This window comes from Actinospineispora acaciae DSM 45401 (assembly GCF_000620785.1).
Taxonomy (GTDB): Bacteria; Actinomycetota; Actinomycetes; order Mycobacteriales; family Pseudonocardiaceae; genus Pseudonocardia; species Pseudonocardia acaciae.
In genome coordinates, this window is the sequence record NZ_JIAI01000029.1 from 1 (window position 1) to 15,704 (window position 15,704).

Genomic DNA, 15,704 nt, shown 5'->3' on the forward strand with positions numbered 1-15,704 from the left:
CCTCACCCGCCACGTCGTCGCCCGCCAACGCCGCGCCGAATGGCGCTACGCCATCACCAACCACACCGGCCACCTCATCCGCGGCGGCATCACCCGCCACCGACCCGACGGCGTCCAGAACGGCGCCGACGGCGGGGTCGTCGAACTACACATCCCGGCCACCCTGCTGGCCAGGTTGGCCGCGAACCCGCCACCCGGCTGGGCCGGGGTGATCAGCGACCTGGCCAGGCAGTACGCTGCCTGGCCAGCCACCAAACGAGGGTTCGACCAGAAACCCGGGCGGCGGCTGCCCACCACCGGGCTACGCCGGCACACCCAGATCCGCGACCGCACCTGCCGCGGACCGGGCTGCCGCCTGTCGGCGATCAAGACGGAGTTCGACCACACCCGCGACTACCGCCACGGCGGACCCACCGTCGAGATCAACGGCGGCAACGTCTGCGACCACGACCATGACCTCAAGACGAAGGGAGGCTGGAGGCTCGAACAACCCGAACCCGGAACGTTCACCTGGATCAGCCCACTCGGACAAACCCACACCACCCAGGGCGAACCGATCATCACGCCAACACTCGAGCCCGGCGACGACGATCCGCCACCGTTCTGACAGGGGCCGGCCGGGCACGGCATAGGGTGAGCAGGTCAGTCGCTGTGCCCGCACGTCCGGTAGGGGTTCATGCTCGACAATCTCGTCGCCCGCGCCTCGGTCGGTCGGGTGACCGATCCGCTGGGGCGTGCGCTGGTCAGGTGGGGTGTTTCGCCCGACCTGGTGACGGTGGTGGGCACGGTGGGGTGCGTGGCCGCGGCCGTGTGGTTCCTGCCTCGGGGCCAGTTGGTGCTCGGGCCGTGTGTGATCAGCGCGTTTGTGCTGTTCGATCTGTTGGACGGCGCGGTTGCCAGGGCGCGGGGGACCGGGACGCGGTTCGGCGCGGTGCTCGACTCCACCTGCGACCGGATCGCGGACGGGGCGCTGTTCGCGGCGTTGGCGTGGTGGTGCCTGCGGGTGGGGGACGAGCCGGGCACGGCGGCGGCCGCGATGATCTCGCTGGTTGCGGGGCAGGTGGTGTCCTACCTCAAGGCGCGGGCGGAGGCTAGTGGGCTGTCCGCGCACGGTGGCCTGGTGGAGCGGGCCGAGCGGCTGATACTGGCGTTGCTGGGGACCTTTCTGGAGGGCGTCGGGGTGCCTGGGGCGCTGGCGGTCGCATTGTGGCTGCTCGCGGTTGGGTCGGTGATCACGTTGGGGCAGCGGCTGGTCGCTGTGCACTGTTCGGCGGGCGGTCGGGGTGCGGACGGTGAGAGCGGCCCGGGCGGCGGCGAGGGGCGGGGCGAAGCGAGCGGTGCGGGCGACACCGGCGGCGGGGATGGGGCGCCGCGGCCGTGAAGGACGCGCTGGTCGATCTCGGCTATGCGTTCGGTTGGCGGGCGGTGCGCGCGGTGCCGGGCGGGGTCGCGAGCGGGGTGTTTCGGGCCGGTGCGGGGCTGGTGGCGCGGCGGGGTGGCGCGGGGGCGCGACAGCTGCGGGCGAACCTGGGGCGGCTGTTCGAGCACGGTGGTGCGCGGGTCACGGCGGAGGAGCTGGACGCGGCCACCGCTGCTGGCCTGCGGTCCTACGCCCGGTACTGGTGTGAGGCGTTTCGGTTGCCGGGGATGGACCCGGGCGCGCTGCACGCCGCCGTGGACCCGGCGGTGGCGGGGGTGGCGCACCTGGAGACGGCGCTGGCGCGTGGGCGGGGGGTGATCGCGGCGCTGACCCACAGCGGGAACTGGGACGTTGCCGGGGTGTGGCTGGTGCGGGCGCTGGCCGAGCGGGGGGAGCCGGCCAGCTTGGTCACGGTGGCCGAGCGGTTGCGTCCGGATTCGCTGTACAACCGGTTTGTGGCCTATCGCGAGTCGCTCGGGTTCGAGGTGCTGGCCGTCGACGGCGGCGCTCGGATGGTCGCCACGCTGGCCGCCCGGCTGCGGCAGAACCGGGTGGTGTGCCTGGTCGCCGATCGTGAGCTGGGCGGCGGTGGGATCGAGGTCGACCTCTGCGGCGAACCGGCCAGGTTGCCCGCCGGGCCGGCCCAGTTGGCCAGGCACACCGGGGCGGCGCTGCTGCCGTTCGGATGCTGGTTCACCCCGACCGGGTGGGGGCTGCGGTTCCATCCGCCCGTCGAGGTGCCCCACGCGGTGGCGGCCAGGAAAGCTGACCAGGTGACGACCCAGGCGATGGCCGACGCGTTCGCCCTCGACCTCACCGAGCATCCGACGGACTGGCACATGTTGCAGCCGGTCTGGTCGGCGGACCGGGCCGTGCGATGAACGAGCCGCTGCGGGTGGGGATCGTCTGCCCGTACTCGTTCGACGTTCCGGGCGGCGTGCAGTCCCACGTGACCGGGCTGGCCGGGGCGTTGCGGGCGCTGGGGCACTCGGTGAACGTGCTGGCGCCGGCGGGGGCGTCCCGGGAGGAGCGGCCCGAGTTCTTCACCCCGGGCGGGCGGGCCGTGGGGGTGCGGTACAACGGCTCGGTGGCCCGGCTCACGTTCGGGCCGGTGGCCTACGGCAGGGTGCGGCGGTGGCTGGCCGAGCACGAGTTCGACGTGCTGCACCTGCACGAGCCGATCGCGCCGAGCCTGTCCATGCTGGCGCTCGCGATGGCCGACGGGCCGGTGGTGGCCACGTTCCACACCGCCACCGAGCGGTCCCGGGCGCTGACCACGTTCCAGGGCGTGCTGCGGCCGCTGCTGGAGAAGATCACCGCCCGGATCGCGGTGTCCCCGCTGGCCAGGCGGGTGCAGGTGGAACACCTCGGCGGGGACGCGGTGGAGATCCCGAACGGGGTGGACGTCGCGCGGTTCGCCCGGGCCCGGCCGCTGACCGGGTACCCGAGGCCGGGGGTGCGCACAGTCGGGTTCCTGGGGCGGTTCGACGAGCCCCGCAAGGGAATGGACGTGCTGCTGGACGCGCTGAGGGCGGTCCCGGCGGGCGGGGTGCGGCTGTTGGTGGTCGGCCGGGGGGACGAGGCGGGGCTGCGCGGGCGGGCCGGGCCGGAGCTGGCCGCGCGGATACACGTGCTGGGCGACGCCGACGACGACACCGCCGCGTCCGCGCTGCGGTCGATGGACGTCTACTGCGCGCCGAACACCGGCGGCGAGAGCTTCGGCATGGTGGTCACCGAGGCGATGGCGGCCGGGGCGGCGGTGGTGGCCAGCGACCTGGACGCGTTCCGCCGGGTGCTCGACGACGGGCGCGCCGGCGAGCTGGTGCCGACCGGCGACCCGGTGGCGCTGGCCGCCGCGCTGCGGGCGCTGCTGGACGACGACACCCGCCGTGCCGGGCTGGCCGCCGCCGGGGCCGAGCGCGCCGCGCGGTGGGACTGGCCGCTGGTCGCCGCGGCCGTGCTGCGGGTGTACGAGGCGGCGATCGCGGCCGACCCCCGGCGGCCGGTGGCCCGGCGCCCGGAAGGCCCGGTGCGCGTCGGCGAGCGGCCCCCGGCGGGCTGATGGACCCGTTCGGCGTGCTGGTGGGCTGCGCGCTCGCGGTGCTGGCCCTGCTGGTGGTGGCGTCCTGCCTGCTGCGGGCGAACCGCCTCGACCGGCTGCACGTGCGGACCGACGCGGCGCGCGCGGCCCTGTTCGCCGCGCTGGAGCGGCGTGCCGTGGTGGCCCGCTCGGTCGCGCGCCACGCCGGGGACGAGTCGCTGCGGGCGGTCTCCGCGCGCACCGAGACCGCGCCCGCCCCCGACCGGGAGGCCGCCGAGAACGACCTGGGCCGGCTGCTGCACACGCTGGACCGCGACGGGCTGCCGGCCGCGCTGGGCGCCGAGCTGTCCGACGCCGAGCAGCGGGTGATGATCGCGCGGCGGGTGTACAACGACGCGGTCCGGGACACCCTGGCGCTGCGCTCGCGGCGGCTGGTGCGGTGGCTGCGGCTGGCCGGCAACGCGCCGACGCCCGGCTACTTCGAGATCGTCGAGTTCGACCCGGAGGAGGCAGGGCCGCCGTCCCGGGCCCGGCGGGCCGCGCGGGTGGTGTTGCTCGACCCCGACGACCGGGTGCTGCTGTTCGAAGGCGTCGACCCGGCGCGGCCGGGGGAGCCGTACTGGTTCACCCCGGGCGGCGGGTTCGAGCCCGGCGAGGACGCGCGGGCGGCCGCCGTGCGCGAACTGGCCGAGGAGACCGGGCTGCGGCTGGCGCCGGACGAGCTGCTCGGGCCGGTGTGGCGGCGGAGCACGGTGTTCGGCTTCGACGGCGGCACCATCGCCGCGGACGAGGAGTTCTTCGTGGCGCGCGCCGAGCTCGCCTCGGTGGACACCTCCGGCTTCACCGACCTGGAGGTGGACACCGTGCTCGGACACCGCTGGTGGAGCGGCGAGGAGCTGCGCGCGACCGAGGCGGTGGTCTACCCGAGGGACCTCGGCGCGCTGCTCGGCGAGCTTCCGGACGGCCGGTGGGACGGAGTAACCCGCGAGGTGTCCTGAGCCGACTTACACTGGGGTGTACCCGTACGGGTGCATCCAGCCCAACCAGAGAGGTCCCAGAGTGTCCGCCGAGCAGCTCCCGTCCGATCGTCCCGAGTCGAGCCAGGCCTCCCAGTTCGGGACCGCCCGAGTCAAGCGCGGGATGGCCGAGATGCTCAAGGGCGGTGTGATCATGGACGTGGTCACGCCGGAGCAGGCCAAGATCGCCGAGGACGCCGGCGCCGTCGCGGTGATGGCGCTGGAGCGGGTGCCCGCCGACATCCGTGCCCAGGGCGGCGTCGCCCGGATGAGCGATCCCGACATGATTCAGGGCATTGTTGAGGCCGTCTCAATTCCGGTGATGGCCAAGGCGCGTATCGGTCACTTCGTCGAGGCCCAGGTGTTGCAGTCGCTCGGTGTGGACTACATCGACGAGTCCGAGGTGCTCACTCCGGCCGATGAGGCACATCACATCGACAAATGGGCGTTCACCGTGCCGTTCGTGTGCGGCGCGACCAATCTGGGTGAGGCGCTGCGGCGTATCTCCGAGGGTGCCGCGATGATTCGCTCGAAGGGCGAGGCGGGCACCGGGAACGTCGTCGAGGCGACCCGTCACATGCGCTCGATTCGCGCCGAGATCCGCCGGCTCGGCGGCCTGGACGCCACCGAGCTGTTTGTTGCCGCAAAGGAGTTGCGGGCGCCGGTGGAGCTCGTGGCCGAGGTGGCGGCGGCCGGGAAGCTGCCGGTCGTGCTGTTCACCGCCGGTGGCATCGCCACCCCCGCCGACGCGGCGATGATGATGCAGCTGGGTGCGGAAGGCGTTTTCGTCGGGTCCGGAATCTTCAAGTCCGGCGACCCGGCTCGGCGCGCCGAGTCAATCGTGAAGGCCACCACTTTCCACGACGATCCCGACGTGATTGCGAAAGTCTCGCGCGGGCTCGGCGAGGCAATGGTCGGCATCAACCTGACCGACCTGCCGGAGGGCCAGCGTTACGCCCAGCGGGGCTGGTAACCACCTCCTTCGGTTAACCCGACGGGGCGGTCGACGAATGCCGCTCCCGCGTGTCGGGATTGGGAATCTGTAGCACGGCAGTACTCTCCGTGCCCGTGATCAACACTGTTATCACGCGCAAAGGTGAACCTTCACCCCTTCGTCACTGAGCTCACCTATATTTCCGTGAGCAAAGCGACAGGTGGTGTGAGAGGTGCCGAAGTGATGCGTGTGAGTTACATCGGGGCGAGGCTCGTTCGGGCCGCGTCTCGAGGCAGCGGCGGTCACGGGCCGACGGCCCGGTCCGGCGAGGTGCGGACTCGCACACCGCGGTATCTGGCGCGGTCTCTGGCGGGGGAGGAGTACTGATGGGCGAGCGACACGGTGTCCGGTTACGGGCTCGCCGGCGGGAACCGGCCCCGGACAGCGGGGCGCTGGTGACCCGGCGCAGCGTCATGGTCGTGCTGGGGGTGGTCGGCGCGCTGGTGCTCGCCGGGACCGGCATGCGGGTCGCCGGCGTTGCGGTGCGCGAGGTGGGCCAGACCAGCACGGGCGTGGTGGCCGAGACCAGCGCGGGCGTGCTCGCCGAGGAGCCCGCGCCGAAGCCGAAGCCCGCCCAGGACACCGACGCCACCCCGGTGGAGCCGGTGCCGCCGACGCCGTCCGCGCGTGCCCATGCCGAGTCCTCGGCGAGCCGGCCGTCCGTGCTTCCACCGGCCCCGATCGCGCCGGCGACCCCGTCCCTGGCGGCTCCCCGGCCGTCGGCGGCGCCCGCGATGCCTACCCAGTCGGCCCTGCCGTCCGTTCCGTCGGCGCCCGCGCTGCCGTTCCCGGCGAACGGGTCGCGTGTTCCTGGAGCGTCGGCCGCGCCGGAGACGCGCGCGCCGTCGGTGCCGGCCACGCGGGTGCCGGGGCAGGTGCCGGCGCAGTTGCCTGGGCAGGTGCCGGCGCAGTTGCCGGTGCCCGTGCCGAGTGGGTTGCCGGTGCCTAGTGGACTTCCGGTGCCCGGCGGTTTGCCGGTGCCGAGCGGGTTGCCGTCGGTGCCGGGGGTGCCGTCGGTTCCCGGGGTGCCTTCGTTGCCTGGTGGGCTGCCGGTTCCCGGTGGGGTTCAGGCGCCCGCGCAGTTGCCGGTGCCCAGTGGGCTTCCGGTTCCGAGCGGGCTGCCGGTGCCCAGTGGTCTGCCCTCGTTGCCTGGGGTGCCGTCGCTTCCCAAGGTGCCGTCGGTCCCGGGGGTGCCTTCGTTGCCTGGTGGGCTGCCGGTCCCCGGTGGGGTGCAGGCGCCTGAGCAGTTGCCGGTGCCCGTGCCGAGTGGGTTGCCGGTTCCGAGCGGGCTTCCGGTGCCCAGCGGTTTGCCGTCGGTGCCGGGGGTGCCGTCGGTTCCCGGGGTGCCTTCGTTGCCGGGTGGGCTTCCCGTTCCCGGTGGGTTGCCGGTTCCCGGTGGGGTTCAGGCGCCCGCGCAGTTGCCGGTGCCCAGTGGGCTTCCGGTGCCGAGCGGGCTGCCGGTGCCCGGTGGCCTGCCGGTGCCCAGTGGGTTGCCTTCGGTGCCGTCGGTTCCCGGGGTGCCTTCGTTGCCCGGTGGGCTGCCGGTTCCGGGGGGCGTGCAGTCGGCGCCCGGGGCGCCCGCTCCCACTGGCACCGGTGTGCGTCAGATGTGGGGGCCGGCGGGCGAGGCCGTCCCACCGCCCGCGTCGGGGGTGCCGCCGAAGGCTCCGGACGCGCCGAAAGCAGCGCCCGCCCCGGCGCCCGCTCCGGCTCCAGCGCCCGCGCCCGCCCCGGCTCCGGGGCAGGGGCGGCCGCCGGCGGCCCAGGTGCCGGCCGCGCCGGCCGCCGCCGAGATTCCGGTGCCTGGTCCCGCCGGGGCGCCGTGGGTGAGCCCGGCCGCGGACCTGAGCTGTACCAACGCCACCAGCCAGGTCAGGGACGCGAACTCCCTGACCGTTGCGCTCGCGAACGCCAGGCCAGGAGACGTCATCCAGTTGGCGGACGGGGTGTACCGGGGGAACTTCGTGGCGCGGTCGCAGGGCGCCCCGGACCGGCGCATCACGCTGTGCGGCTCCCGGAACGCGGTGATCACCGGCGATCCCGTCGGCTACCCGCTGCACCTGGACGGCGCGTCGAACTGGCGGGTTGCCGGGTTCACCATCCGGGGCGGCCAGAAGGGGCTGATGGCCGACCGCGCCCAGGGCAACGTCATCGAGGGCCTGCTCATCGAGCAGATCGACCAGGAGGGCCTGCACCTGCGCTCGGCCAGCACCAACAACACGGTCCGGGACAACGAGATCCGGGCCACCGGGCGGACCTCGCCTGAGTTCGGCGAGGGCATCTACGTGGGCAGTGCGCAGCAGAACTGGGCGCAGTTCGCGGCCGGCGGGCCGGACCGCAGCGACCGCAACGCCATCGAGCGCAACCGGATCAGCGACACCACCGCCGAGTGCGTGGACGTCAAGGAAGGCACCTCGGGCGGGGTGCTGCGCGCCAACACGTTCTCCGGCAGGGCGCTGGCGGGCGGGTTCGCCGACTCCTGGGTGGACGTCAAGGGCAACGACTGGATCATCGCGGACAACGTCGGGACCGACTCCAAGGCGGACGGCTTCCAGGTCCACCAGGTGGCCGCCGGGTGGGGCGTGAACAACAAGTTCCAGAACAACTTCGCCACGCTCAACAGCACCGGGGTGGGCATCAACGTCACCGGCGACGCGGGCCGCAACCAGGTGCTCTGCGACAACCGGGTGGCCGGCGGCAAGGCCCTGAGCAACGTCACCTGCGCGAGCGGCCCTGCCCCGCGCGCCGCCACCTGACGGGGCTCAGCTGTACTCCATGATCAACACGCCGGCCGAGTGGGGTTCGAGCGCCAGGTAGCTGTGCGGGACGTCGCCGGCGAACCGCGCGTAGTCCCCGACCGCGAGCTCGACCTCCTCGTCGCGGGGGCCGCAGCGCACCCGCCCCGACGTGACGACCAGGTGCTCGACGGTGCCCGGGATGTGCGGCTCGGCCAGCCGGGTGGCGCCGGGCTCCAGGGTGATCACGTGCAGGTCGCGGCGGGCGCCCGGGGGACAGGTGGACAGCACGGTGCCGGTGAACCGCGCCTGCTCGGACGGGATCGCCGGGCCGGTGCCGGCGCGGATGACCCGGACCGGCTGGGGCTGGGGGTCGACGACCCTGCTGAACGGCACGCCCAGCGCCACCGCCAGCGACCAGAGCGTCTCCACGTTCGGGTTGCCGTTGCCGGCCTCGAGCTGGGACAGCGTCGACTTGGCGACCCCGGCGCGCCTGGCCAGCTCGGTCAGGGACCACCCGAGCCGTTCGCGCTCCCTGCGCAGCGCGCGGGCCATCAGGGGCCTCGGATCTGTTCGTTCCACTGGACTCTCTGTTCGGCTTGACGAACGCGCTGGCCGGTGTTCAGTATAAACGACTATGCGTTCGACATGGCGAACGGGTGCCAGGGAGGACCTGCGCGACGCGCTGGCCCTCGGCGCGGCGATCCTGGTCGTGGGCGCGTCCTTCGGGGCGCTGGCGGCGACGGCCCGGGTGCCGTTGGTGCTGATCGTGGCGATGTCGTTGCTGGTGTTCGCCGGCGGCTCGCAGTTCCTGGCGGTGGCGGTGGTGGCCGCCGGCGGGGCGCCGGTCGCCGCGGTGCTCGGCGGCCTGCTGCTCAACGCCAGGCACTTCCCGTTCGGGCTGGCGGTGGCCGACGTGGTCGGCCGGTCCTGGCCGGCGCGGCTGGTCGGGAGCCACTTCCTGCTCGACGAGTCGGTCGCGTTCGCGCGCGCCCGGCGGGACCCGGTGCGGGCGCGGCGGGCGTACTGGATGGTGGGCGTCACCATGTTCCTGGCGTGGAACCTGGGCACGGTGGTCGGGGCGTTCGCGGGCTCCGCTGTGCCCGAGCCGGCGCGGTTCGGCATCGACGCGGCGTTCCCGGCGGCGCTGCTCGCGCTGCTGCTGCCGACGCTGCGCGAGGCGGACGCGGCCCGGGTCGCGGTGGCCGGTGCGGCGCTGGCGCTGGCGGTCACCCCGTGGCTGCCGGCGGGGGTTCCGGTTCTGGTCGCGCTGGCCGCGCTGCTCGCCGCCGGCCGGCCGGTGTCGAAGTGACGGGCTGGGCGGTGGGGGTGCTCGCGGCCGGCACCTACCTGATCAGGCTGTCCGGGCTGCTGCTGCGCGGGCGGCTGACCGTCTCGGCACGGGCCTCCCGGCTGCTCGACCTCGGGCCCACCGCCCTGATCGCGGCGCTGGTGGCGACCGCCGCGCTCACCGAGGCCGGCGGGTTCGCCGGCTGGGCGCGCGCTGCCGGGGTGGCGGCCGGCGCGGTCGCGGTGTGGCGGCGGGCGCCGCTGGTCCTGGTGGTCGTGCTGGCGGCGGGGGTCACGGCGGGGCTGCGGGCGCTCGGGGTGTCGTAGCTCAGGGCAGCAGCAGGACGGCGGTCGGCACCGCGATCAAGGCCAGCGCCGCGAGCCGGGGCAGCGCCAGGAGCGGGCGCGGCGGCCGGCCGGGGTGTGCGTCGAGGCGGTGCAGCCGGCCGGACACGGCGGCGCTGAACGAGGCAAGGGTGGCCGTGTCGGACCCTGCCTGGGGCGCGGCGCCGCCTCCGATCCGGTGCAGCGCGCCGGCCAGCGCCGCCTTGCCGGACGCCGCCCTGGCCACGTCGTCGGCGCGCATCTCGACCAGCGTGGCCACCGCGGCCTGCGCCCGGGCCATGCCCGGCACCCAGGGCGCCGTCGCGCCCCAGGCCACGAACGGCAGCACCACCAGGTCGTGGCGCTCGCGCAGGTGGGTGCGTTCGTGGGCGAGCACGGCGGCCAGCTCGTCCGGGGCCAGGGTGGCCAGCGCGCCCTCACTGATCACCAGCCGGGACCGGGGGCCGGGCAGGCAGTACGCCACCGGCATCGGGTGGTCCAGCACCCGCGCGCCGGCCATCGCGGGCCACGGCGTCGCGAGCACGTCGAGCAGGTCGCGGTGCCGGCGCCGGGCCCGCAGCGTGCGCCAGCAGGCCAGGCCGAGCACGCCGAACAACCGGACTGCCAACGCGGCGGTGGCGACCAGCGCGAGCATGTGGACGAGCCCCAGTTCGGACGGCCAGCGGTCCAAGGCCAGCGCGCGGGCCACCGCCGCCGGCAGCGAGTCGCCGAGCGGGGCCAGGCCGAAGGTCAGGCCCGCGCCGAGCATCGCCAGCCCGCCGGCCAGCCCGACGGCCTGCCAGAGCAGCAGCGCGCCGGTGGGGTCGCGGGCCGGCCAGCGGGCGGCGGCCAGCGCGCGGCTCACCGGCTCGGCCAGCAACACGCCCAGGACGAGCAGCGCGACCGAGGTGCCGATCATGTGAGCAGGTCACGCACGGCGGCCTGCTCGTCGGGGGCCATCGCGCCGAGGAACCGGGCCAGCACCGCGCCCCGGTCGGGAGCGCCGTTGAGGGCGTCGCGCATGAGCGCGGCGATGTGGTCCTCGCGGGTGCCGGCGGCGCGGTAGTGGTGCGCCCGGCCGTTGCGCTCGCGGGCCACCAGGCCCTTGCGCTCCAGCCGGCCGAGCACGGTGAGCACGGTGGTGGTGGCCAGCTCGCGGTCGGCCAGCGCGTCCCGTACATCTTTGGCCGTGCAGGGAGGTCCGGCCGCCCAGAGCACCTCCATGACGGCACGTTCCAGCTCGCCCAGGCTAGCCATCGCACTCCTCATCCGCCGCGTGACGGCCGTCATTCTACAAGAAGTAGAACTTCTACCGACTGTAGAAGTAGCCTCGGAAGGGTGATCAACGACCTCACCGCCGCCCGACAGCAGATGGCCCTGTCGCTGGGCTTCCACATCGTGTTCGCCGTCCTCGGGGTGGGCATGCCGTGGCTGATGCTCTACGCCGAGTGGCGCGGGCTGCGCACCGGCGACGAGCGCTGGACCGCGCTGGCCCGGCGCTGGTCCAAGGCGGTGGCCGTGCTGTTCGCGGTGGGCGCGGTGTCGGGGACCGTGCTGTCCATCGAGTTCGGGCTGCTCTGGCCGGCGTTCATGGCCCGGTTCGGGTCGGCGATCGGGCTGTCGTTCACCCTGGAGTCGTTCGCGTTCTTCCTGGAGGCGATCTTCCTCGCGCTGTACCTGTACGGCTGGAAGCGGCTGCCGCCGAGGGTGCATCTGTTGTGCGCGGTGCCGGTGGCGCTCGGTGGGATGGCGTCCGCGCTGTTCGTGACCACCGCGAACGCCTGGATGAACGGTCCGGTCGGGCTGGTGGCCGAAGAACCGCTTGCGGGTTCGAGCATTGGTACAGCCCGGGATGGGGTACCGGTGGCCACCGAGCCGCTGGGGCCGTTCCTGGCGCCGACCGCCGGCCCGCAGCTGGTGCACATGGGGCTGGCCGCGCTGTTGTGCACGGGGCTGGCGGTGGCCGCCGTCTACGCCGTGGCGATGCTCCGTGACCCGTCCAAACGGGATGGTTACCACCGGCGCGGGCTGGCCGCCGGCGCGGTGCTCGGGCTGGTCAGCGCCCCGTTGCAGGTGGTGGTGGGGGACTGGGCGACGCGAGCGGTTGCCGAGTGGCAGCCGGCCAAGTTCGCCGCGATGGAGGGGGTGGAGCGGACGGTGGACGGTGCGCCGTTCCACGCCGGACCGGTCGAGATCCCGAACGCGCTGTCGCTGCTGCTGCACTTCGACCCGAACGCGAGGGTGGTCGGCATGGACGCGATCGCGCCGCCGGACCGGCCGCCGGCCGCGATCACCCACGTCTCGTTCCAGATCATGATCGTCATCGGGACCGCGCTGGTGGGGCTGGCGGCGTTGGCGGCCTGGTTGTACCTGCGGCGCCGTCGGGGGGCGCCGCATCCAGCCGGGCACCGGTGGTTCCTGGCCGCGATGGCGGTGGCCGGGCCGGCGCCGTTCGTGGCGCTGATCGCGGGCTGGATCGTCACCGAGGTCGGGCGCCAGCCGTGGATCGTCTACCGGGTGATGCGCACGCCCGAGGCGCTGACCACCCAGACCGGCCTGGCCACCTATCTGTACGCGACCGCGGCGGTGTACCTGGCGCTGTCCGTGGCGCTGGTGGCCATCCTGCGGCGGATCGCGCGCGGGCCGACGCCGCCGGATCCGTCGGTGGCACTTACGCGTACGGAGGTCCCGGCATGACCGCGATCGACGGCCTGGCGCTGATGGTGCTGGCCGGGCTGACCGCGTACGCGGTGCTCGGCGGCGCGGACTTCGGCGCGGGGCTGTGGGATGTCACCAGGAGCCGGGCGCAGCGCGAGCTGGTGGTGCGGGCCATGGCGCCGGTCTGGGAGGCGAACCACGTCTGGCTGATCTTCGTGGTGATCACGCTGTTCACCGGGTTCCCCGGGGCGTTCGGGGTGCTGTCGCGGGCGCTGGTGGCTCCGGTGTCGGTGGCGCTGCTGGGGATCGTGCTGCGCGGCGCGGCGTTCGTGTTCCGCCAGTACGGGGCGCCGGACGGGGGCAGGCCGGTGCGGGGGACCAGGTTCTGGGGGCGGGTGTTCGCGGTCTCCTCGCTGGCCACCCCGTTCGCGTTCGGCACCGCCGCCGGGGCGCTCGCGTCCGGCGAGCTGCGCGCGGACGGCTCGGCCGGGCTCTGGCTGCCTTTCGTCAAGCCCCTGCCGCTGGTGGCCGGCCTGCTCGCGGTGGCCTGCTGCGCGTACCTGGCGGCGGTGTACCTGAGCCGGGACGCCGAGCGCATCGGCTCGAAGGAGCTGGTCGCGCGGTTCCGCCGCCGGGCGCTGGGCAGCGGCGTGGTGGCCGGCGCGCTCGCCCTGGGTGCGTTGCCGTTGTTGCCGCCCGCGTTGGCCGGCGCGCTGACCAGGGTCGGGCTGCCGGCGGTCGCGGTGTCGGCGGTCGGCGGCGTGCTCGGGCTCGCGCTGTTGTGGCGCCGGCGGCATTCCTGGGCACGGGTGGCGGCCGCCGCGGCCCCGGCCGGGCTGCTCGGCGGCTGGGCGCTCGCCCTGCACCCGTGGGTGCTGCCCGGCCATGTCGAGCTGGCCGAGTCGGCGGCGCCACCGGTGATCGCCGGGCCGGTGCTGGCCGTGCTGCTGACCGGCCTGGCGATCGTCGCGCCGTGCTACCTGTTCATGCTCCGGACGTTGCGTGCCCGCCCGGACTAGTGTGCCGAGACGCCCGACTCAGTGTGCTGAGACGCCCGACTCGCGGGTGGTTTTAGGACGTGCGGACGCTTTCTGGGGCGGGGTCGTAGCGGGCGAAGTGGCGGGTGAACACCGCGGTGCCGGAGGTCATGGCGCGTAGGTCCACGGCGTAGCGGAGGAGTTCGGCGGCGGGGACCTCGGCGCGGACCACCGTGCGGCCGGTGGCGCCGATGACGGAGTCGTCGACGTCGGTGCCCAGGACGCGGCCGCGACGGGCGGACAGGTCGCCGAGGACGGTGCCCAGGTGCTCGTCGGGGATGCGGATGGTCACCTCGTCCACGGGCTCCAGCAACACCGTCCCGCAGGCGGCGGCCGCCTCGCGCAGGGCCAGCGCGCCGGCGGTCTGGAACGCGGCGTCCGAGGAGTCCACGCTGTGCGCCTTGCCGTCGACCAGCGTGAACTTGATGTCTACCACGGGGCAGCCCTCGGTCAGGCCGCGTTCCATCTGTGCCCGGACGCCCTTTTCCACGCTCGGGATGTAGTTGGTCGGCACCGCGCCGCCGACCACCTTGGACTCGAACTCGAACCCGCTCCCGCGCGGCAGCGGCTGCACCTCGACGTGCACCACCGCGAACTGCCCGTGCCCGCCGGACTGCTTGACGTGGCGCCCGGTGGCCTTGCCCGGCTTGGCCAGCGTCTCGCGCATGGCCACCTTGACCGGCTCGGTGTCCACCTCGGCGCCGCCGGCCCGCAGCCGGGACAGCACCACGTCGGCGTGCGCCTCGCCCATGCACCACAACACCGTCTGGTGCGTCTCCTGGTTGCGCTCCAGGCGCAGCGTCGGGTCCGAGGCCACCAGCCGCGCCAGCGTCTTGACCAGCGCGTCCTCGTCGCCCCGGCTGCGGGCCACCACGGCGACCGGGAGCAGTGGCTCCGGCAGCTCCCACGGGGCGAGCAGCAGCGGGTGGTCGGCGGCGGACACCGTGTCGCCGGTCTCGGCGGAACCCAGCTTGGTCAGCGCGCAGATGTCGCCGGCCACGCAGGCGGTCACCTCGCGCAGCTGGGAGCCGAGCGGGGAGTAGACGTGCGCCAGCCGTTCGTCCTCGTCGTGCCCGTCGTCCTCGGCGTCGTTGCCGTTGCCGTTCGTCCCCCAACCGTGGCCGGAGACGTGCACCGTCTTCTCCGGGCGCAGCGTCCCGGAGAACACCCGGACGAGCGACACCCGCCCGACGTAGGCGTCCGCCGAGGTTCGTACCACCTCGGCGGCCAGCGGACCGGCCGGATCCGCCGAGAGCGGCGCGTGCTCGGTGCCGTCCACCCCGTGCACCGCCGGCAGCGGGTGCTCGACCGGCGACGGGAACCCGCCCACGATCATCTCCAGCAGCTCGGCCAGGCCGACCCCGGAGGTGGCGCAGACCGGCACCACCGGGTGGAAGCTGCCGCGCGCGACCGCCTTCTCCAGGTCGGTGATGAGCGTGGCGGTGTCGATGTCCTCGCCCTCGAGGTAGCGCTCCATGAGCGACTCGTCCTCGCTCTCCGCGATGATCCCCTCGATCAGGGCGTTGCGGGCGTCTTCGGCGTCGGCGGGCGGGGTGTCGACGGGCCGGCCGCCGACGGTCTGGGACAGCAGCCCGTAGAGCCCGCTCAGCGCGCCGTCCTCGCGCATCGGCAGGTACAGCGGCAGCACCCCGGCGCCGAACGCGTCCTGGCAGCCGACGATCTCGGTGTCCAGGTCGGCGCGCTGGTGGTCGCACCTGGCCACCACGACCGCGCGCGGCATGCCGACCGCCGCGCACTCGCCCCAGAGCGCCACGGTGGCCGCGTCGATCCCGCCGTCCGCGCCCTCCGCGGCGCTGACCACGAACAGTGCCGCGTCCGCCGCGCGCAGCCCGGCGCGCACCTCGCCCACGAAGTCGCCGTACCCGGGCGTGTCCACCAGGTTGATCTTGACGTTGTCGTGCTTGAGCGGCGCCACCGCGAGCCCGACCGAGCGCTGCTGGCGGACCGCGGCGGGGTCGTGGTCGCAGATCGTGCTGCCGTCGCCGACCGTACCCACCCTCGGAATCACTCCCGCGGCCGCGAGGAGCGCTTCGACCAGGGTGGTCTTCCCCGACCCGGACGGGCCGACCAGTACCACGTTGCGGATCGCGGTCGGGTCCTCGGCCACGATCGCCCCGGATGCCTGGCCGGCGTCAGCTCTGACCGCCATACGAACCACCTCCGTTATT

The 15,704-nt window shown here is 74.2% G+C and carries 15 protein-coding genes; 11 read left to right on the forward strand and 4 right to left on the reverse strand.

The window, feature by feature from the left end; translation table 11 throughout:
* The 7 genes from N912_RS64825 to N912_RS65400 all read left to right on the forward strand — a co-directional run.
* On the forward strand, positions 1-607 hold a 607-nt coding region (locus N912_RS64825), incomplete at its 5' end, for an HNH endonuclease signature motif containing protein (RefSeq protein ID WP_028927721.1).
* Between the two features lie 69 nt (positions 608-676).
* Positions 677-1,381 (forward strand): phosphatidylinositol phosphate synthase, encoded by a 705-nt coding sequence (pgsA, locus tag N912_RS58990; RefSeq protein WP_084211995.1) that lies wholly within the window; start codon positions 677-679, stop codon positions 1,379-1,381.
* On the forward strand, positions 1,378-2,301 hold the full coding sequence (locus tag N912_RS0145910; protein WP_028927722.1) for a phosphatidylinositol mannoside acyltransferase: 924 nt from the start codon (positions 1,378-1,380) through the stop codon (positions 2,299-2,301). Before pgsA ends, N912_RS0145910 begins: the two co-directional genes overlap by 4 nt.
* A gap of 8 nt (positions 2,302-2,309) precedes the next feature.
* Complete coding sequence (locus N912_RS0145915; protein WP_028927723.1) at positions 2,310-3,482, forward strand: glycosyltransferase family 4 protein; 1,173 nt, start codon at positions 2,310-2,312, stop codon at positions 3,480-3,482.
* Complete coding sequence (locus tag N912_RS0145920) at positions 3,482-4,459, forward strand: NUDIX hydrolase (protein ID WP_028927724.1); 978 nt, start codon at positions 3,482-3,484, stop codon at positions 4,457-4,459. The genes N912_RS0145915 and N912_RS0145920 overlap by 1 nt, the downstream gene beginning before the upstream one ends.
* Before the next feature lie 61 nt (positions 4,460-4,520).
* Entirely contained in the window at positions 4,521-5,450 is a 930-nt protein-coding gene (gene pdxS / locus N912_RS0145925) for a pyridoxal 5'-phosphate synthase lyase subunit PdxS (protein ID WP_028927725.1), read from the forward strand.
* Between the two features lie 347 nt (positions 5,451-5,797).
* Positions 5,798-8,227 carry a right-handed parallel beta-helix repeat-containing protein gene (locus N912_RS65400; RefSeq protein ID WP_156994411.1) on the forward strand — a complete coding sequence of 810 codons (2,430 nt, stop codon included), beginning with the start codon at positions 5,798-5,800 and terminating at the stop codon, positions 8,225-8,227.
* A gap of 6 nt (positions 8,228-8,233) precedes the next feature.
* Here N912_RS65400 and N912_RS65405 read toward each other — a convergent pair whose 3' ends face one another.
* On the reverse strand, positions 8,234-8,761 hold the full coding sequence (locus N912_RS65405; protein WP_037070151.1) for a helix-turn-helix domain-containing protein: 528 nt from the start codon (positions 8,759-8,761) through the stop codon (positions 8,234-8,236).
* 82 nt (positions 8,762-8,843) lie between these two features.
* Here N912_RS65405 and N912_RS65410 point away from each other — a divergent pair, with 82 nt between their 5' ends.
* Positions 8,844-9,518, forward strand: coding sequence for an AzlC family ABC transporter permease (locus N912_RS65410; protein ID WP_028927728.1), 675 nt, complete (start codon positions 8,844-8,846; stop codon positions 9,516-9,518).
* Positions 9,515-9,823, forward strand: coding sequence for an AzlD domain-containing protein (locus tag N912_RS66285; RefSeq protein ID WP_028927729.1), 309 nt, complete (start codon positions 9,515-9,517; stop codon positions 9,821-9,823). Before N912_RS65410 ends, N912_RS66285 begins: the two co-directional genes overlap by 4 nt.
* A gap of 1 nt (position 9,824) precedes the next feature.
* Here the strand turns inward: N912_RS66285 and N912_RS0145950 are convergent, their stop codons facing one another.
* Both N912_RS0145950 and N912_RS0145955 read right to left on the reverse strand, forming a co-directional pair.
* Positions 9,825-10,739 (reverse strand): M56 family metallopeptidase, encoded by a 915-nt coding sequence (locus N912_RS0145950; RefSeq protein ID WP_028927730.1) that lies wholly within the window; start codon positions 10,737-10,739, stop codon positions 9,825-9,827.
* Positions 10,736-11,077 carry a BlaI/MecI/CopY family transcriptional regulator gene (locus N912_RS0145955; protein ID WP_028927764.1) on the reverse strand — a complete coding sequence of 114 codons (342 nt, stop codon included), beginning with the start codon at positions 11,075-11,077 and terminating at the stop codon, positions 10,736-10,738. The genes N912_RS0145950 and N912_RS0145955 overlap by 4 nt, the downstream gene beginning before the upstream one ends.
* A gap of 81 nt (positions 11,078-11,158) precedes the next feature.
* Here N912_RS0145955 and N912_RS58995 point away from each other — a divergent pair, with 81 nt between their 5' ends.
* Both N912_RS58995 and N912_RS0145965 read left to right on the forward strand, forming a co-directional pair.
* The gene (locus tag N912_RS58995) at positions 11,159-12,517 is read left to right on the forward strand and encodes a cytochrome ubiquinol oxidase subunit I (protein ID WP_245645940.1); all 1,359 of its coding nucleotides are present in this window, start codon (positions 11,159-11,161) and stop codon (positions 12,515-12,517) included.
* Entirely contained in the window at positions 12,514-13,497 is a 984-nt protein-coding gene (locus N912_RS0145965; protein WP_028927731.1) for a cytochrome d ubiquinol oxidase subunit II, read from the forward strand. Before N912_RS58995 ends, N912_RS0145965 begins: the two co-directional genes overlap by 4 nt.
* Before the next feature lie 52 nt (positions 13,498-13,549).
* Here the strand turns inward: N912_RS0145965 and N912_RS0145970 are convergent, their stop codons facing one another.
* Complete coding sequence (locus tag N912_RS0145970; protein ID WP_028927732.1) at positions 13,550-15,685, reverse strand: elongation factor G-like protein EF-G2; 2,136 nt, start codon at positions 15,683-15,685, stop codon at positions 13,550-13,552.
* Positions 15,686-15,704 lie beyond the last annotated feature (19 nt).